The 17871-nt window shown below is 71.7% G+C and carries 15 protein-coding genes and 1 pseudogene; 6 read left to right on the top strand and 10 right to left on the bottom strand.

Annotated elements, in window-relative coordinates; all coding sequences use genetic code 11:
* The 3 genes and pseudogenes from Q0L15_RS23330 to Q0L15_RS23340 all read right to left on the bottom strand — a co-directional run.
* Positions 1-617 (bottom strand): annotated as a pseudogene (locus tag Q0L15_RS23330) (peptidase M3); the annotation flags it as partial.
* 59 nt (positions 618-676) lie between these two features.
* Positions 677-1918, bottom strand: a complete 1242-nt coding sequence (locus Q0L15_RS23335) for a sigma-70 family RNA polymerase sigma factor (RefSeq protein WP_296607242.1) — start codon at positions 1916-1918, stop codon at positions 677-679.
* Complete coding sequence (locus Q0L15_RS23340; RefSeq protein WP_296607243.1) at positions 1915-2298, bottom strand: YciI family protein; 384 nt, start codon at positions 2296-2298, stop codon at positions 1915-1917. The genes Q0L15_RS23335 and Q0L15_RS23340 overlap by 4 nt, the downstream gene beginning before the upstream one ends.
* Positions 2299-2422: 124 nt before the next feature.
* Here Q0L15_RS23340 and Q0L15_RS23345 point away from each other — a divergent pair, with 124 nt between their 5' ends.
* On the top strand, positions 2423-3430 hold the full coding sequence (locus Q0L15_RS23345; protein WP_296607244.1) for a glycoside hydrolase family 6 protein: 1008 nt from the start codon (positions 2423-2425) through the stop codon (positions 3428-3430).
* A 14-nt stretch (positions 3431-3444) separates the two neighbouring features.
* Here the strand turns inward: Q0L15_RS23345 and Q0L15_RS23350 are convergent, their stop codons facing one another.
* Positions 3445-3669, bottom strand: coding sequence for a DUF4287 domain-containing protein (locus Q0L15_RS23350; protein ID WP_296607245.1), 225 nt, complete (start codon positions 3667-3669; stop codon positions 3445-3447).
* Positions 3670-3725: 56 nt separating this feature from the next.
* Between Q0L15_RS23350 and Q0L15_RS23355 the strand changes: the two genes are divergently transcribed.
* On the top strand, positions 3726-5027 hold the full coding sequence (locus Q0L15_RS23355; RefSeq protein WP_296607246.1) for an MFS transporter: 1302 nt from the start codon (positions 3726-3728) through the stop codon (positions 5025-5027).
* Here the strand turns inward: Q0L15_RS23355 and Q0L15_RS23360 are convergent.
* Complete coding sequence (locus tag Q0L15_RS23360; RefSeq protein ID WP_296607247.1) at positions 5010-5516, bottom strand: DUF664 domain-containing protein; 507 nt, start codon at positions 5514-5516, stop codon at positions 5010-5012. The genes Q0L15_RS23355 and Q0L15_RS23360 overlap by 18 nt on opposite strands.
* A gap of 43 nt (positions 5517-5559) precedes the next feature.
* Here Q0L15_RS23360 and Q0L15_RS23365 point away from each other — a divergent pair, with 43 nt between their 5' ends.
* Both Q0L15_RS23365 and Q0L15_RS23370 read left to right on the top strand, forming a co-directional pair.
* The gene (locus tag Q0L15_RS23365) at positions 5560-6552 is read left to right on the top strand and encodes an LLM class F420-dependent oxidoreductase (RefSeq protein WP_296607248.1); all 993 of its coding nucleotides are present in this window, start codon (positions 5560-5562) and stop codon (positions 6550-6552) included.
* 104 nt (positions 6553-6656) lie between these two features.
* Entirely contained in the window at positions 6657-7139 is a 483-nt protein-coding gene (locus Q0L15_RS23370; RefSeq protein WP_296607249.1) for a group II truncated hemoglobin, read from the top strand.
* A gap of 116 nt (positions 7140-7255) precedes the next feature.
* Here the strand turns inward: Q0L15_RS23370 and Q0L15_RS23375 are convergent, their stop codons facing one another.
* A complete protein-coding gene (locus Q0L15_RS23375) occupies positions 7256-11980 on the bottom strand; it encodes a multicopper oxidase domain-containing protein (protein WP_296607250.1) in 4725 nt (1574 codons plus the stop codon).
* A gap of 254 nt (positions 11981-12234) precedes the next feature.
* Between Q0L15_RS23375 and Q0L15_RS23380 the strand changes: the two genes are divergently transcribed.
* Both Q0L15_RS23380 and Q0L15_RS23385 read left to right on the top strand, forming a co-directional pair.
* Positions 12235-12927, top strand: coding sequence for a response regulator transcription factor (locus Q0L15_RS23380; RefSeq protein ID WP_296607251.1), 693 nt, complete (start codon positions 12235-12237; stop codon positions 12925-12927).
* Positions 12928-14004 (top strand): HAMP domain-containing sensor histidine kinase, encoded by a 1077-nt coding sequence (locus tag Q0L15_RS23385; protein WP_296607252.1) that lies wholly within the window; start codon positions 12928-12930, stop codon positions 14002-14004.
* Between the two features lie 37 nt (positions 14005-14041).
* Here Q0L15_RS23385 and Q0L15_RS23390 read toward each other — a convergent pair whose 3' ends face one another.
* The 4 genes from Q0L15_RS23390 to Q0L15_RS23405 are packed head-to-tail and all read right to left on the bottom strand — an operon-like array spanning position 14042 to position 17585.
* Positions 14042-15691 carry a DUF429 domain-containing protein gene (locus tag Q0L15_RS23390; RefSeq protein WP_296607253.1) on the bottom strand — a complete coding sequence of 550 codons (1650 nt, stop codon included), beginning with the start codon at positions 15689-15691 and terminating at the stop codon, positions 14042-14044.
* Between the two features lie 15 nt (positions 15692-15706).
* Positions 15707-16198, bottom strand: a complete 492-nt coding sequence (locus Q0L15_RS23395; protein ID WP_296607254.1) for a TetR/AcrR family transcriptional regulator — start codon at positions 16196-16198, stop codon at positions 15707-15709.
* Positions 16195-17385: a cytochrome P450 gene (locus tag Q0L15_RS23400; RefSeq protein WP_296607255.1), complete on the bottom strand. Its 1191-nt coding sequence runs from the start codon at positions 17383-17385 to the stop codon at positions 16195-16197. The genes Q0L15_RS23395 and Q0L15_RS23400 overlap by 4 nt, the downstream gene beginning before the upstream one ends.
* A 47-nt stretch (positions 17386-17432) precedes the next feature.
* The gene (locus Q0L15_RS23405) at positions 17433-17585 is read right to left on the bottom strand and encodes a hypothetical protein (RefSeq protein ID WP_296607256.1); all 153 of its coding nucleotides are present in this window, start codon (positions 17583-17585) and stop codon (positions 17433-17435) included.
* Positions 17586-17871: the final 286 nt, after the last annotated feature.

A 17871-nucleotide genomic window follows, 5' to 3' on the forward strand; every position in this document is an offset into this window, starting at 1 on the left:
ACCGGCACCGAGTCGGGGTAGTCGGTGGTGATCGTGACCAGCCCGTCCTCCGCCGGCGGGTGCGCGTCGCGCCAGTCCTGCGGCATCCCTGCCAACCGCTCCGGGGGCACCCGCACGGTGCGCACGTCGTCGCGGACGGTGCGGCCGAACTCCTGTCCGACCTCGGTGAGACGGGCGTTGATCTCCGCGAGGCGCCCTCGGGTGGCGTCGTCCAGGTCGACGCCGGCGCGCCGGAAGTCCTCGAGCGTCTTGGTCAGCAGCCGAGCGGCGACCGGGTCGAGGCCGGCGGGGTCCTGCGCCGCGAACACCTCGTAGAGCCCGCGGTCCTGGCGCAGCTCGGTGGCCAGCCGGTCGACCTCGGCCTCGGCGCCCTCGCAGGTCGTGCGCACCTCCTCGAGCGGGTGCACGTTGGCCAGCAGCGAGGAGATCGCCGCGACGTCGGAGAGCGACCGGGTCACCTCGTCCCACTCGCGCAGCACCGCGAGGACACCGGCGGGTGGCGCGTCACGCAGGCGCGCGGCTCGCTCCCGCGCCGCCGCCAGGCCGTCACTCGCCCGGGACTCCACCCACTGCTGAGCATCGGCGGCCGCGGGCAGGTCCAGGGGGCGCAACGTCATGGGCCAAGACTAGGGAGCCCGGCGTGGTCACCGGCCCCGACAGCCTCCGTCATCGACGCTCACGCCGGCTCGGTGGGGGCGAGGCTCCCACGACGTCGGGAGAGGTAGGCGCGCTCGGCCGGGTTGTCGGTGGCGGCGATCGCCGCGTCGTACGCCGCCCGCGCCTCGCCGCTGCGACCGAGCCGCCGCAGCAGGTCGGCCCGGGTCGCGTGCCACGCGTGGTAGCCCTGCAGCGACAGCCGGTCGACCTCGGCCAGCGCCACCTCGGGACCGTCGAGCTCGGCGACGGCGACCGCCCGGTTGAGGGCGACGACCGGGCTCGGCGCGAGGGCGTACAGCTGGCGGTAGAGCTCCGCGATCTGGTCCCACTGGGTGTCGGCCGACGTCGGCGCGTCCGTGTGCACGGCGTTGATGGCGGCGAGCAGCTGGTACTGCCCCGGGCGCTCGCCGGTCTGCGCGGCGCGGGCCAGGCAGGCCCGCACCAGCCGGTGGCCCTCGGCGATGAGTGCGCGGTCCCAGCCACCCCGGTCCTGCTCGTGCAGCGGCACCAGCTCGCCCCCCGCCACGCGCACCGGGCGCCGGGCCTCGGTGAGCAGCATCAGCGCGAGCAGGCCGACGACCTCGGGCTCCTCGGGCAGCAGGGTGCGCAGGATGCGCGCCAGCCGGATCGCCTCGGCGGTGAGGTCCTCGCGGATCGCCGCGTCGCCGGAGCTGGACAGGTAGCCCTCGTTGAACACCAGGTAGATCACGGCCAGCACTCCCGAGAGCCGCGCGGTCAGGTCGTCGGCCTCGGGCACGCGGTAGGGGATGTGCGCCGCCTTGATCTTCTTCTTCGCGCGGGTGATCCGCTGCGCCATGGTCGTCTCGGGGACCAGGAACGCCTGGGCGATCTCGGGGACGGTCAGCCCGCCGAGCAGCCGCAGCGTCAGGGCCACCCGCGCCTCGGGGACGAGCGCGGGGTGGCAGCAGGTGAAGATCAGCCGCAGCCGGTCGTCCTCGACGATGCCGGTCGGCTCGTGGGGGGTGTCGTCCTCGATCATGAGTGCCGCCTGGTGCTTGGCGTCGCGGTGCGACTCGCGGCGGATCCGGTCGATGGCGCGGTTGGCCGCCGTGGTGGTCAGCCAGCCGCCGGGGTTGGGCGGTACGCCGTCGCGCTGCCATCGCTCGAGGGCGACCAGGAGCGCCTCGCCGGCCGCCTCCTCGGCGATGTCGATGTCGCCGAACCGGCGTACCAGCGAGGCGACGACCCGGCCGTACTCCTCGCGGTAGATCCGCTCGATCGCCGCATGCGCGTCGCTCACGCGCCCTGCTTCTCCTGGGAGGGCTCCTCCTGGAAGGGGCGCACCTCGACGCGGTTCGCGCAGGCCTTCGAGCCCTCGGCGGCCCACCGCAGGGCGGCGTCGAGGTCGGGGGCCTCGATGATCCAGAACCCACCGAGGTACTCCTTGGACTCCGCGAAGGGCCCGTCGGTGACCAGGACCTCGGCACCGGTGGCGTCCACCGTGGTGGTCGCCTCGTGGGTCTGCAGCCCACCGGCGAAGACCCAGGCGCCCTCGGCCTGGAGCTTGGCGTTGAAGCTGTCGACGGCCGCGAACACGGCCTGGAGCTCGTCGGGCGACATGGCGTCCATCGCGGCCAGGTCCTCGCCGTCGTGGATGACCGAGAGCAGGTACTGCGACATCTGGTTCCTCCTGAACGTGGGGGTCACGGTGACCCCGTCATCCTCTCCACGAACGGGCTGCCCGGGAAACGACAGCCTCCGCGCTTCGGGCCCCGGGGAGGCGACCAGCCTCTACCCTGAGCGGGTGCTCCCTCGGTCCTGGCTGCTGCGCGCCGCCACGCTGCTGATCGCGTTCGCGCTCGGCACGGGCGCGCTCGCTGCCCCGGTGGGCGCCGACCCGGGTGGCCCCGGCGCCGCGAAGGGCGACCCGCGCAAGAGCCGCGGCCTGTTCGTCGACCCCAAGATGCCGGCGTACCAGCAAGGCGGCGTCTACCGCGACGCGATCGGGTCGACCGCGCAGGCGTTCTGGCTGATCCCCGAGGCCTACGACACCTCCCAGGTCCGCGCCAAGGTGCTCGAGTACACCGGCGACGCAGCAGCTGCCCGCAAGACACCGGTGCTGACCGTCTACGGCATCCCGGGACGCGACTGCGGCATGTACTCCTCGGGCAACCCGCTGACGAACGCCGCGCAGTATCGCGGCTGGATCCGGCAGATCGCCCGGGGCCTGAGCGGGACCAAGGCGCTGGTCGTGCTCGAGCCCGACGCGCTCCCGCTGTTCAGCAGCGACCTGCAGGCCTGCCCGCAGAAGCCGACCGGCTGGCAGGGCATGCTGCGGTTCGCCAGCCGGGTCCTGAGCAAGGTCGGCGCGTGGGTCTACCTCGACGCCGGGCACTCCAACTGGACGCCCTACGACCAGCGCCCGGCGGTGCTCAAGGCCGCCGGCATCGGCTTCGCGCGCGGCTTCAGCACCAACGTCTCGAACTTCCGTCCGACGGTCGACGAGAAGGCGTACGCCGCCAAGCTCCTCGCCGGCCTGCGCAAGCTGGACGTGAAGGGCAAGCACTACGTCGTCGACACCTCGCGCAACGGGGCGGCGCCGAGCAGCGACGGCTACGACGTCATCAACCCCACGTGGGCGCGGGTCGGCCGGCCGCCCAAGCTCGTCTTCGACGGCGCCTTCGACGGCACGCTCTGGGTCAAGCACCCCGGCGAGTCCGACGGCACCGTCAACGGTGGCCCGCCCTCGGGCCAGTGGTGCGACTTCCTCGCCGACCGGCTGCTCGGCCGCCCGGAGTCCTCCAGCTGCTGACCGCGCGGGATGGCTCAGCGGTCCTCGGCGAGGGTGTGCGCCACCACCGCGTTGGCATGCCCGTGGCCGAGACCCTCCTCCTTGAGCAGCGCCACGAGATCCATGTGCGTGGGGGGCTTGGCGGTCGAGCCGTAGCCGGGCGCCGCCCGCACGACCTGCTTCCAGTGCTCGATCGGCTGCCCGTAGGTCTTCTCGATCGACGGGAAGTACGACGCGGGGCCCTTCACCTTCTCGCTCATGACGGGTCCGACCCGAGCGAGGGGAAGAACTCATCGGGCCGTTAGGTTCGGGAGTCGTGCGCACCTTCCGGTACCGGCTGAGCGGGCTCATCGCCGACACCCGGCCGCTGCGCAACGAGCACTTCCGCCGCCTGTGGCTGGCCAACATCATCACGGTCATCGGCGCCCAGCTGACCGTGGTCGCGGTGCCGGCGCAGATCTACGAGATCACCGGCTCCTCGGCGTACGTCGGCCTCACCGGGCTGTTCGGCCTGGTGCCGCTGGTGGTCTTCGGGCTGTGGGGCGGCGCGCTCGCCGACGTCTTCGACCGGCGCACGCTGCTGCTGGTCACCACCCTCGGGCTGATCGGGACGAGTGCGCTGTTCTGGGTGCAGGCAGCCCTCGGCAACACCGACGTGTGGCTCCTGCTCGGGCTGTTCTCGGTGCAGCAGGCGTTCTTCGCGATCAACCAGCCGACCCGCAGCGCGGTGCTGCCGAAGCTGCTCGGGCCCGAGCTCCTGCCGGCCGCCAACTCGCTCTCGATGACCGTCTTCCAGGCCGGCGCGATCGCGGGACCTCTGGTGGCGGGCGTGCTGATCCCGGTGCTGGGCTTCGACTGGCTCTACCTCATCGACACCTTCACCCTCTTCGCGACGCTGAGCGCGGTCGCCCGGCTGCCGCGGCTGCCCGTCGAGGGTGGGCCCGCCACGACCCCCGGCCTGCGCTCGGTGGTCGAGGGGTTCGGCTACCTGCGGGGCCACCCGGTGCTGCTGATGTCGTTCGTGGTCGACCTGATCGCGATGGTCTTCGGCATGCCGCGGGCGCTGTTCCCCGAGATCGCGCACATCTCGTTCGACGGCCCCGACGAGGGCGGCCTGGTCTTCGCCGCCCTGTTCGCCGCCATCCCCGCCGGCGCCGTGCTCGGCGGAGTGTTCTCGGGATGGGTCTCGCGGATCGACCGGCAGGGCTACGCCGTGGTTGTCTGCATCCTCGTGTGGGGCGCGGCCATGACCGGTTTCGGCGTCGCCGTCGGGCTGGCCGACCACTGGATGCGACCGATGCTGGTGGTGGCCGTGCTGATGCTCGTCGTCGGTGGCGCGGCCGACATGGCCTCGGCGGCGTTCCGCACGAGCATGCTGCAGACGGCCGCGGCCGACGCCGTCCGCGGCCGGCTGCAGGGCGTGTTCATCGTCGTGGTCGCGGGCGGACCGCGGATCGCGGACGTGGTCCACGGCGCGAGCGCGGCCGCCGTCGGCACCGCGGCCGCCGCGGCCGGCGGCGGGGTGCTGGTGGTCGTCGGCACCGTGGTGGCGGCGATCGCGGTGCCGTCGTTCGTGCGCTACCGGCTCAGCCGGGCGGCCTCAGCGGGCCAGGAGTAACCCGCGCAGGTAGGCCGCCTGGCCGACGTGCTGGGCGTCGTCGTCGGCGATGCTGACCAGCCGCACGCCGCGGGTCACCGGAGGGTCCCAGTTGGTGTCGACGACCTCGTCGAGGTCGTCGTCGCCCAGGGTGCGCAGGTAGGCGATCGTCGCCTCGTGGGCGGCGCGCAGGTAGCCGGCCAGCAGGTCAGCGCTCGCGCGGACCTTGCCGACCTGCTCGCTGCTGTGGCCGTAGCCGTGGTCGGCCGGATCGATCGGCAGCTTGAACCGGTCGACCCAGCCCTGGGCGAACCAGACCTGCTCGGTGCCGGCGAGGTGCGCGACCTGGGCGTCCTGGACGCGCGCGGTGTGCCACACCAGCCAGGCGATCGAGTTGGTGTCCGGCGCCGGCCGGTGGGCGAGCTGGTCCTTGTCGAGACCCTCGACCGCGGCGACGCCGTTCTCCACGATCCGCCCGAAGAGGTCGATGAGGACGTCGGTGCTGTTCATGGTCCCGACGTTACGACCTCCCGCCGACGGGTACCCGTGCGCCATGACGCGCTTCGGCTACACGTTGATGACCGAGCAGAGCGGACCGCGCGAGCTGGTGCGCTACGCCGCCACCGCCGAGGACCTCGGGTTCGACTTCGAGGTCATGAGCGACCACTACTCGCCGTGGCTGACCGAGCAGGGCCACGCGCCGTACGCCTGGGCCACGCTCGGCGCGGTCGCGCAGGCGACCTCCCGGGTCGGGCTGATGACCTACGTGACCTGTCCGACGATGCGCTACCACCCCGCGGTCGTGGCCCAGAAGGCCGCGACCGTGCAGATCCTGTCCGAGGGGCGGTTCACCCTGGGACTGGGCAGCGGCGAGAACCTCAACGAGCACGTCGTCGGCGAGGGCTGGCCGGCGATCCAGGCGCGGCAGGCGATGCTGCGCGAGGCCGTGGAGATCATCCGCGAGCTGCGCACCGGTGAGCTCGTCGACTACCGCGGCGACTACTTCGAGGTCGACTCGGCCCGGCTGTGGGACGTGCCCGACGAGGGCATCGAGATCGGTCTCGCCGTGGCCGGCGACCGCGCGATCGAGAGCTTCGCGCCGCTGGGCGAGCACCTGATCGGCGTCGAGCCGGACTCCTCGCTGGTCGAGGGCTGGAACGCCGTCGACGGCGCACCGCGGATCGGCGAGCAGGCCCGCGCCATCGGGCAGATCCCGATCTGCTGGGACCCCTCCGAGGAGGCCGCGGTCCAGCGGGCGCACGAGCAGTTCCGCTGGTTCGGCGGCGGGTGGAGCGTCAACGCCGACCTGCCGACGCCCGCCGGCTTCGCCGGGGCCACGCAGTTCGTGCGCCCCGAGGACGTCGCCGACTCGATCCCGTGCGGGCCCGACCTCGACAAGATCGTCGAGTCGGTCAGCGCCTACTGGAAGGCCGGCTTCACCGACATCGCGGTGGTGCAGATCGGCGACGAGGGCCAGGAGCGGTTCCTCGCCGAGGCTGCCGGGCCGCTGCTGGAGAGGCTGCGGGCAGCGGCCGCCGCGGGGTAGCCCACGCACCTGACGCATCTGCTCCGATGCCTCGGCGAGAGGGACACATACGTCGGGTGCGTGCGGGAGTAGCGTCGGCCGCATGACGATCCGGCGGCGGTCTCATGGGCGTTGACGAGCCCGACCTCCCGACGCTCTTCGACTGGGCGGGCGGCTACGACCCCCTGCACAGGATGATCGACGCCTTCTACGACCGGGTCGAGCGCGACGAGCTGCTCACCGGGTTCTTCCCCGGCGGCGTCAGCGAACGGCACCGGTCGCACGTCACGGACTGGTGGGCCGAGGTGCTCGGCGGCCCCGCCACCTACACCGAGCGGCACGGCGGCTACGAGCGGATGCTCGCTCATCACCGCGGGCTCGCCATCAGCGCTGAGCAGCGCCACCGGTTCGCCGCGACGATGAGCCTGGCCGCCGACGAGGTGGGGCTGCCGGCCGATCCCGAGTTCCGGGCGGCCCTCATCGGCTACCTCGAATGGGGCACGCGCCTGGCGATGGAGAACTCCCAGCCGGACGCCAAGCCCGTGGAGCACGCCCCGGTGCCGCGCTGGGGCTGGGGCGTCGCGCCGCCGTACGTCCCCGAGAGCTGAGACCTGTGGGTCGTCCCTCCCGCCGCCGTGACATGCGGGAGGGGACGGACCCAGAGCGGTCCGTCCCCTCCCGACAACCGGGCTCCTTCCTCGATACCGTGCCTGGGGCCGATCCCTCAGGCGGCCGGGACGGCTGACGACACCGCCGACGGCGACTGACCGATCGGGTTGGTCGCGATCACGCGGACGTACCAGACCTGACGGCCGATCCGAGGCGTCGTGAGCGCCGTGGCGCCGGCGGCCGCGGGAGCCGAGCCGGCCACGGTGGTGAAGGCCGCCGAGGAGCTCCACTGGACCACGAAGCCGGACTCGTTGGTGGACGTGTCGGTCCACCGCACGGTCACCACCTCGCCGCTACCCGACCGGGCTGCGGTGCCGGTCACTCCGGTGGGGGCACTCGGCGCCACCATCGACAGGCTCAGCACGTTCGACGGCGCCGAGGAGCCGGCGAGGTTCGTCGCTGTGACCCGGTACTGGTAGCTGGCCCCGGCCGTCGCGGCGGTGTCCGCGAAGGTGACCGTGCCACCGGTGCCGACGCGCGCCGGCGCCGTCCCGATCTCGACGAAGGCGCCGCCGTTCGTCGAGCGCTCCACCACGAACCGGGACTCCGTGCCGGCGTTGTCGCGCCAGCTCAGGTTGACCCGCGTGGCCGACGCGATCGTCCCGGTCAGGTTGCTCGGCGCCGCAGGCAGCGGCGGGAGGTTCACCCCGAGCGTCGCCGACGTCGACGAGACGGTCATCTCCGGGAACGCGCCGCCGTAGCCGACCGTGTTCTGCGCGACGACGCGATACAGGTACGGCGTGTTCCGGTCCGACCCCGGATCGGTGAACGAGCGCACCACTCCCTTGGTGTTGGGCTGGTCGAGCGGCGAGCTCACCGTGCCGGCGTCCACCCAGGTGGTCCCGTTGGTGCTGCGCTGCACCACGTAGGACGTCTCGGTGATCGAGTTGTCGTTCCAGCTCAGCCGGACACGTTGCCGGTTGCCGGACCCGGTCATGGCGGCTGTCAACCCGTCGGGCTTCAACGGCGGCAGCGCCAGCGACACCGGCCGCATCATGTCCATCTCCTCGTGGGACAGGATGTGGCAGTGGAGGACGTACTCCCACCCGAAGTTGACCAGCCGGTTGACCAGGGCGGCGGTCGGGTTGCCGGCGGGGTCGATGTTGTTGAACATCGACTGGTCTCCCAGCGGCATCGCGGGGTTGAGCGCACGCACCGAGTTGGGCACCTCGAACGGCGTCTGCGGGATCACCGGCCGGAGGGCCACGATCGTGTCCTCCAGCGGGCTCATCCGCACGGTGTCCTTCCATCCCAGCTCGTTCGGGTCGTTCGGGATGACGATGTTGTCCCAGGTGACCCGGTTGAGGACCTGCACGTCGTACAGGTGGAAGTGGATGGGGTGCGTGTCCACGCCGTTGTGGGTGAACCGCCAGATCTGCGTCCCGTCCCTGGTCGTCCCCATCGGCTTCACCCTGACGTCTGCGGCGGGGAGGCCGTCGGCGCCGAGGTCGACCTCGGCCTTGGGTAGGTCGGTGCCGTCGATGAGCTCGGTCTGCGGGTTGACGTAGGGGTACAGCGTGACGTTCTGCAGGCCTGGCGTGGGCGGCTGGGCCTCCACGCCGAGGTTGGCCTGCATCCGGCCGAACTCGTCGAACGTCGAGGAGTTCATCTCGTCGTGGATCGCCTTCGGCGCCATCGGCAGACTGGTCTTCGTCGACGCTGCCCTCAGGGTGTTGAAGGCGAACTCGAAGGGCGCCTTGGTGCCGTCGTTGACCCGCACCAGACCGTCGCAGGTCTGCGACGCCGAGGCGTTGCAGTTGCCGCTGGCGGCGAAGTTGGTGCCGTACGCCGAGTTGTAGGCCTTCTGCCCGACGATGATCGGGTTCTGGCCGGACTCGAACACACCGGACCCGTCAGCGTGGTGCTTGAACGCGTTCTGGAGCCTGCTCAGGTTGAGCGCAGGCGCCGGCGTGGTGTTCGCGATCTTCACCTGCATCACCGTGCGGGTGTTCGGTCCGTACCCGGGCAGCGGCGTCGGCGCACCGACGGGGCTGAGGTCGGGCGCCCCGGTGTAGTAGTCGTACCCGGGCACCCGGGCCGGGAAGGCGGCAGGCGCGTCGTTGTAGAGGATCAGCGTCTTGCCGGCGAACTTCGAGAAGTCCACCAGGACGTCCGCACGCTCGGCGGGGGCGATCAGGAGCGAGTGCTGGTCGACGTTGCCCACGTCGAAGCGGGTCGGGTCGGTGATCCACGTCGTGGGCTGCTGGCCGTCGATCACCGCGGGAGCGGGCAGGAACCCGCCCTCGTTGGCGATCTGCACCCAGTCCGGGCCGGCCGCGTTGTTGTTCGCGTCCACCGGAGTGGGCGAGACCACCGGGTCGGTCTGCGCGGCGGCGAGCTCGGCCGGCTTCAGGGCGACCTCGGTCGTGCCGTCGCCCTGGGTCGGGTCGGCGACGTACCACTGGAAGTTGAAGAACCGGTCGTTGGCCGCGTTGAGCATCCGCAGCCGGTAGGTCTTCGGCTCCAGCGTCGTCGTGGGGTAGGCGACGCCGTTCACCACCGGCGTGTCGTTGAACTGCTCCATGCCCATCGAGATGTTCGGGGTGCCCGGGATCTCCTTGGGCTCGCAGAACGGGTCCGTCTGGTACTGCCACGTGCTGGGCTTGTCCAGGTCGCAGTTCGGGTCGTAGTACGGGTTGTCGATCGGTCCGTACTTCGTCCCGCTGGCGGGCGGCCAGAACCACGGGCCGTACATCCAGCGGCCGTAGGCGCTCATGCCCGACGGGTCACCGGGGTTCTGCGCGGGCATGTAGACGTGGTGGTACCAGAAGCTGCCCTTGGTCCCCCACCTGCTCTTGTCCCAGGTCGGGTCCTGCGCCGCCAGCGCCGCGTCGTCCGGCACGAACGTGCGGTCCTGGACGATCAGCGGAACGGTGTCGCCGGCCCCCGGGATGGTCCCGTCGGCGACCAGCTTCTTCTCCGTCGGGTCCGTGATCTCGTAGCCCGCGGCCTCCCCGGCGTACACGTTCAGCCTCGTGATGCCGTAGGAGTGGTCGTGGTAGAACATGAACCGCGCGCTCTGCTGGTTGGTGTAGTAGAACGTCGAGCAGCCGTCGTCCTTGGCCTTGCACATCACGCTCGTCGGGTCGGCCGGGTCGGTCAGCATGTCGGGGACGTTCTGAACGCTCACGCCCTCCGGGTACGCCGTGGCCTCGCCCGCCGGGGTGATCCACTGGTGCGGGGTGCCGTCGCTGATCCACGGGGTGATGCCGCCGTGCAGGTGCAGGGTCGCCCGGTTGTCCTTGTAGCACATCGAGCTCTTCGGACTGCTGGTGGTGCACTCCGGGTTGCGGACGCCGTCGAGCACGGTCCCGTCATCGGTCGGAGCGGGCATCTCCATCGGTCCCATGCCCGAGCCCATGCCCGTGCTGTCGACGGGCAGGAACAGGTCGCCGTCGGCGCCGTTGGGCAACAGGTTGCGGAACACGATCCGGACCGGCTTGTCCTTGGTCGCCGCGATGATCGGCCCCAGCCACTGGGGTGACGTGACGCCGGTGTAGCCACCGGTGACGGGCGCCTTGGTGCCGTCCAACAGCTCGTTGGTCAGCGGGAACTGCTGGCCCTGGACGTCACCGTGCGACAGCTGCACGTAGCCGCGCACGAGGGTTGCGGGCAGGTCGGAGGAGAACTTCGTCCGGTACTGGACCAGCCCGATCTCGTACTGGTCGGCCTTCACGCCGTTGACGGTGACCTCCTCGGGCACCGCCAACGGGATGAACTTGTTCGCCGCGCCGGTGGCCGGGGCCGCGTCGGGGTCGATCGCAGGGCAGCCCGAGCCGTCGGCCGTCGGGTCGCACGGCAGCGGCAGCTGGTCCTGGAACTTCTTCATGCCCGGCGTCAGGTAGCCGGCGCCACCGTCGGTGACGGTGATCTTGTCGATCGCGCCGATGTCGGTCACGGCGGTGGCGGTCGCGCCCGTCCCGGTGCCTCCGGTGACGTCGTTGATGGTCACGGTCGGCTGGCTGGTGAAGCCGCTGCCGTTGGCGGTCACCGCCAGGCCGACGAGCGTGAGGGTCGTGGTCGCCTTCGCGGGCGTCTCACCGCCGATGGGGTCGAACTGGGTGCCGTTGCGGATGGTCACTCCGGGCGCGGTGCTGTAGCCGGACCCCGGGTCGTCGACGGTGACCTTGAGGACGGTCCCGTCCGCGTCGAGGTCAGCGGGCTCGACGTGGCCCCGCGCCTGCGTCCCGTTCGGGTCGTCGGGCAGGTCGAAGTCGACCGTAGGCATCGTGTAGCCGCGGCCGCCGTCGGTGAGCGTGACGGCGTCGACCCCGCCGCTCGGGCTGGCCGTCGCACCGGTGCCACCACCGCCCGAGATGTCGACCTGGAAGCCGCTGTAGCCGCCTCCGGCGCTGTCCACACGGAGGCCGGTGACGGAGCTGCCGGCCAGCACGGTCGCCGTCGCGGTGGCGTCCGGGCTGCCTCCGGTCACCGTGACCGTCGTGCTGCTGTCGTAGTCATGGCCGGGCGCGGTCACCTCGATGGCGGTGATCCCCCCGCTGACCGGGTCGACCTGCGCCACGGCTTCGGCGCCGGCGCCCGGCCCGTTGATGGTCACTGCGGCCCGCGACACCGTGAACGGGCTGTTCGCCCAGTTGGGGTAGGGACCGAAGTAGTGCGGGACCTTGGTCTCGTCGGGGGCGGCGGCCGCGGCGACCGCGGTCGCGAGGGCCGCCGGGCCGGCGACGAGCGCGGCTGCGCCGGTCATCGTGGTGATGACCACCGCCCCGACGCCGACCAGCGCGGTCAGCCTCCTCCTCGATGTGGCTCTGTTCTTCATGGGGGTATCCATCTCTGATCGGCGACGTGACGACGCACCGCGGGTTGCTCCGTCGGCGTTGGTCGCCCTTGAGAGCCGAGTACAGAGCGGTCGGCGTCCGGGGGCTCGGTAAGTGACACAGCCCTCACGGACCCGTCATGAGCCCGTCATCGGGCATGGATTGCCCTACCCAAAATTCGACAGCCACTGACGTTCCCCCGTGTCTCGCCGCATTATTTGGAAGGGTCGGCTGATCTGACGAGAGGGGGACGCTCGTGACGACGGTGATGGTGGTCGACGATCACGGACGCGTCCGCGAAGCCCTGAGCAGGCTGCTGGCGGCGGAGGGGCACCGTGTCGTCGAGGCAGCCAACGGTCTCGAGGCCCTGCACAAGCTCGGCACGGTGCCGGTGCACCTGGTCCTGCTCGACCTGGTGATGCCGGAGACCAACGGCCTGCAGCTGCTCTCCGCCCTGCGCGAACTCGGTCGGACGGTCCCGGTGATCGTCCTCTCGGCGGTCGAGGACGTCGCGACACGGGTGCAGGCGTTGGACCTCGGAGCGGTCGACTACGTCGCCAAGCCGTTCAACACCCAAGAGCTGCTGGCGCGGGTACGCAGGCACCTGGCCATCAGCAGCAGCACGCGGGAGGGCGCGCCGGCCGGAGCGCCGAGCTCCAGCCGATACCTGATCGCCGCTGGTATAGACCTCGACCTCGATCGACATCGCGCGCGCTACGGCCAGGAGTGGGTCGACCTGGCCGAGCGCGAGTGCACGCTCCTTGCCCACTTGATGCGCCGCAACGGCCAGGTGTGCAACCGCGAGGAGCTCTTGCACGACGTCTGGCACCTCGAGTTCGACCCGGGTACCAATCTCATCGAGGTATGCGTCCGGCGGCTCCGATCCAAGCTGCCCGGCATCCCGATCCAGACCGTGCGGTCCGTCGGTTACTGCCTCGAGGAGAGCTGAGTGTCCTCCCTCACGCCCACCTCGACCGAGCACGTCATCGACGCGACCAGGAGCCACCGGTTGTTCCTGTCCTGGCTCGCGTTCTCCATGCTCTGCGTCCTCGCGATGTGGCTCGCACCGTCCTACGAGGTCGTGCCCTACCACGCGATCTGGATCGGCTTCGCCCTCCTGTACGGGTTCGAGCCCTGGTCGATGCGCGTCACCGCCGTCGGACTCGCGTCGGTCTGCGTCGTGAGCGGTGCTCTCCTCGCCTATCACCTCGGCGGCGAGGAGGCGTGGCGTGAGCTCTTCGAGATCCCGTTGATGCTCCTGCTCTGCGGACTCGTCGTCTGGCACGTCCAGCGTCGGGAGTCCGCGCTGCGCACGGTCAACTCGCTGGCACGAGAACGCATTGCCACTGCGGCTGCCCGCGAGAGGCTCGGCCGGCTCACGTCGCACGAGATCCGAACGCCTCTCACCGTTGCCGGTTGCTACGTCGAGCTGCTCCGACGCGACGAGGCTGATCCGGCGCGACTACGCGACTTCTCGATGCTGCAGGACGAGCTGGCCCGGATCGAGCGCGCGACGGACCGGCTGCTGCGGATGGTCCAGCTGCACGACCACCTTCCCACCACCCGCATCCGCGTGCGTGCGGCCCTCGAGCAGACGGTCGACCGGTGGTCGGCCGTCGCCCGGCGCACCTGGGTGGTCGAGTCGACCGACTGCACCCTGGAGGCCTCGCCGGAACGGCTCGTCGCGTGCCTGGACACACTGGTCGAGAACGCCGTGCGCTACACCGGCGAGGAGGACACCGTGCGCCTGTTCGCATCCGAGGAGGGGGCGGAGGTCGTGATCGGCGTGGCGGACTCCGGACCGGGGTTCACACCGGAGCTGATCGCGTCCCTCAACGACGAGGGTCCGAACCCGGCCGCAGCCCCGGCGGGCCGCTCCTCGGACCCTCTGTCCCAGACCGGTCTCGGCCTGGGACTGGTCCAGGAGATCCTCAAGGCGCGTGGCGGTCGCCTCCGCGCCGGTCGCAGCGATGAGGGCGGCGCACTGCTCGTGCTCCGCCTGCCGCGCAGACGGACGGTGTCGTGAGGCGCCGGCACCACCCCGCCCAGCCCCGCCGCGGGGCCTAGCCGCGCATCTTCTCCAGGCGTGCCTTGAGGGCCATGACGCGGTGGGCGTTGCCGGGAAGCTCGACGTACCGCTCGCCGAAGGCGGCGAGCAGGGCGTCGTCGAGCCGGCGGACCGCACCCGGCGGGTAGCGGTAGTCCATCCGCGCGGCGATCTGGTCGTCGTCGACCTCCGCGAGCACGTGGCCCAGCTCGGCCAGCGTCGTCAGGCCGAGCTCGGGGAGCAGGCTGGCGATCCAGCCGTAGTGATCGGTGCGTGACCACTCGGCGTCGGCGTACTGGCCGGCGAGGTACGCCGCCAGCTCGCGCGCGGTGATGCCCACCGCCTGGGTGTCGGGCTCCTCGGGAGCGCTGCCGCGCAGCCGGTCGCGGATGGTGGTGAACTCCTGGTCCGCGAGCTCGAGCAGACCGGCCGCCAGCGTGAACCGGCGGTCGAAGTCGCGCGCGTGCTCCTCGGGCACCGTGCCCTTGTAGCGGATGTCGTGCTCGAACTCCGCCCACGCGTGCTGGAGGACGGTGCGCACCTGCACCTGCGCGGTGACCCCGTCCTCGCGCGCCACCTGGAGGTGCCGGCTTGCGTAGCCGAAGCGCCCCTCGCTCGCGGTCTCCTGCCCGAGGTCGCGGTCGTCGAGCACCCGCAGCTGGCTGCCCAGCACGTCGGCGACGGCGGCCACGTCGCTGCGCACGTAGGTGATCACGCGCAGCCCGATCTGGTCTCCGATGTCGCGCAACGGGTCGTGGTAGACCGGCACGCCGTCGACGGTGCGACCGGCCTTGGCCGCGAACGAGTCGACGCTCTTGGCCCGGCCGGTGACGGTCAGGTAGTTGATGCCGGCCTCGTCGAGGATCGAGGTCAGCAGCGCGACGAACTCGCGCGCATGGACGACCAGCTGCGGGTAGCGCTCGGCGTACACCTCGACCGCCTGGCGCAGCGCCGCGTGCGCGTCGGGCAGCGTGGGCGTGACGATGTAGCCCTCCTCGAACGTGCCGTACGTCGTGGTCCGCTCGGGCCAGCGCCGCGCGAACAGGGCGACGTAGGCGCAGACGACGGCGTCGACCTGGTCCTCGACCTCGCGCAGGTGGCTCTTGCGGGTCGCACCGACCACCTGCGCGCGGAGCGTCTGCCAGCTGCGGTCGGTGACCACGATGCGCTCGACGTGGCTCATCAGCGTGAGCAGCTCGGAGCGCAGCAGCTCGAGGTCCCGGCCGCGCTTGTCCTTGTACTTCAGCGTCCGCCCGAGACCGAAGAGGACGATCGTCGCGGGGTGCGGGTAGACCTCGATCGCCCGGCGCTCGCGTCCCGACCGCGGGTCCATGTCGAGGCGCAGCCGCTTGCACAGCCGGGCGCCGCGCGAGCCGTTGACGAACTCGGGCTTGCCGAGGTTGGAGGGGTGCGGTGCCGCCTCGAAGCGCCGGAAGTCCTTCGCGAGCTCCTGCTCCGCCGGTCGCGACCCGGTGGGGTTCGTGACGATCAGCGGGGCGTCGAAGCCGACGAGGCACGGCCCGTCGACGTACGGCGCAAGGTGCGACTCGATCTCGTCGTCGGAGTGCACCGTGGCGATGTGGAGCAGCCGGGCCTCCTCGTCGAGCACCGCCAGGCCGGTCGGGCGGCGCTCGCCCCAGGCGAGGTCCACGCCCACGTAGTACATGAGGGACAGACTGCCCTACGGTCGCCGGGTCACGGCAGGAACCACGAAGCGTTCGACGATCTCGCGCTCCTCGGCCTCGTCGCGGCCCGGCACCACCAGGAGCGAGACGATGACCCGGACGAGCCAGCGGGCCGCCGCCGGATCCCCGACCGCGCTCATGCCGAGCGCTTCGATCACCTCGCTGGACTGCGCGATCGCGGCGGTCGTGCCGGCATCGGCGGCGCCGAACCAGGCCAGCAGCTCGGGTCGGGCGCGGACCTCGCGTATCGCGGCCAGCACGGTCTGGGCGAGGTCTTCCGGCCCGCCGGCGGGGGCGATCTGCGTGCCGATGCGGCGAGCCTCGCGGTGCACGAACGCCACGTGCAGCGCGTGGCGGTCGGCGTAGTAGCGGTAGAGCGTCGCGCGTGAGCAGCCGGCCGCGCTGGCGACCTCGCCCATCCCGACCGCGTCGACGCCGCGCTCGGCGAACAGACGCGCGGCGGCGTCGAGGATCTGCTCGGGGCTCACCCCGCCACCTGGAACGGGACCACCGTCGGACGCCGGACGTACGGCCCCGGCGCCCACTCGACGCCGGCCAGGTCGACGGTGAAGTCCGGGCACCGGGCGAGCAGCTCCTCCAGCGCGATCCGCGCCTGAAGTCGAGCGGCGGCCGCGCCCAGGCAGTGGTGGCTGCCCTGGCTGAAGGTGAGGATCTGCGTCGGCCGACGGCGTACGTCGAGCGCGTCGGCGTCCGGCCCGTAGCGGCGCGGGTCGCGGTTGGCCGCGCCGTACAGCAGGAGGACCCGACGGCCGGCCGGGATCGTCGCGCCGTGCAGCTCGACGTCCCGGGTCGTGGTGCGCGCCAAGCCTTGCACGGGCGAGGTCAGCCGGAGCAGCTCCTCGACGGCCTCCCCCACCAGGCTCGGGTCGGCGAGCAGCAGCCGGCGCTGGTCGCGATCGCTCTCGAGGAGCTGCACGGAGCCGCCCAGCATCCCGGTGGTCGTGTCGTTGCCGCCGGTGACGACCGTGAACACGTAGGCCAGGATCGACAGCAGGCCCGCGGTGTCGTCCGGGTCGGTCCCCACCCCGGCGGCGACCAGGTGGGAGACGGTGTCGTCGCCGGGGTCGACGCGGCGCCTCTCGATCAGCGCGGTGAAGTAGGCCATCATCTCGCCGATCGCCTCGGCGGCATCGAGGACGGCTCCGGCGGAGCTGGCCGCGACGATCGCGTGGGTCCAGTCGTCGAACCGGTCCCGCTCCTCCTCCGGCACCCCGAGGTAGTGGGCCACCACCATCGTCGGCAGCGGCTTGAAGAGCGTCTCGACGATGTCGCCGCCGCCCTGCTCGCGCAGCCGTTCGAGGCGCTCGACGACGAATGCCCGCACCGCCGGCTCGAGCGTGGTGACCTGGCGCGGGGTGAACCCGCGGGCGACGAGCTTGCGGAACGCGGTGTGGTCGGGAGGGTCGAGCATCACCAGCGGCCGGTTCTCGGCCATGCCGATCGTCTCGAGCTCGTCGTACTCCACGGTCAGGCCCTGGGCCGAGGAGTACGTCGCGGTGTCGACCGCGGCGGCGAGGACGTCCGCATGCCGCGACAGCACGTAGTAGTCGCGACCTCCCGGCCGCAGCACGTGGTGCACCGGGGCGTGGTCGCGCAGATCGGCGTACCCCCGCCACGGGCTCGCCCAGGTGGCGGCGGTGGCGGGTCGGAACATGCCGGCCAGCGTGAGACAGATTCCCCGATTTGTCTAGCGCGGCGTCCTCAGGCGCCCGCGCGCTCCAAGGCCGTGCGTGCGGACCGCGCCGCGCGGATCGCCCGGTCCACGCCACCCGAGCACCGCCGCGCATCCTCCTCGCGGCTGCGCTCGCGCAGGTGGGCGATCGCGATGGCGGGATTGACGGTGAGGGGGTTCATGCGGGGCACGCTCCTGGCTGGGTCGGGGTCGGACGTGGGCCCAGGAGCGGCCCTCGGCGCGGTGGATACGCCGGTCTGGACCGGTGCGTCGTTGGCCGACGTCGGCGCCACTGGTCGAGCCTGGCGAGACCCCGGCCGGCGCCGTTGGTCGAGCCTGGCGAGACCCCCGCAGGCGCCGTTGGTCGAGCCTGTCGAGACCCCCGCAGGCGCCGATGGTCGAGCCTGTCGAGACCCCCGCAGCACGCGCAGGGCGGCGGATGTACGTCGGCTGCGGGCTGCTTCCGGC

This window comes from Nocardioides sp., from assembly GCF_024509035.1.
In the GTDB taxonomy this organism is placed as follows: domain Bacteria; phylum Actinomycetota; class Actinomycetes; order Propionibacteriales; family Nocardioidaceae; genus Nocardioides.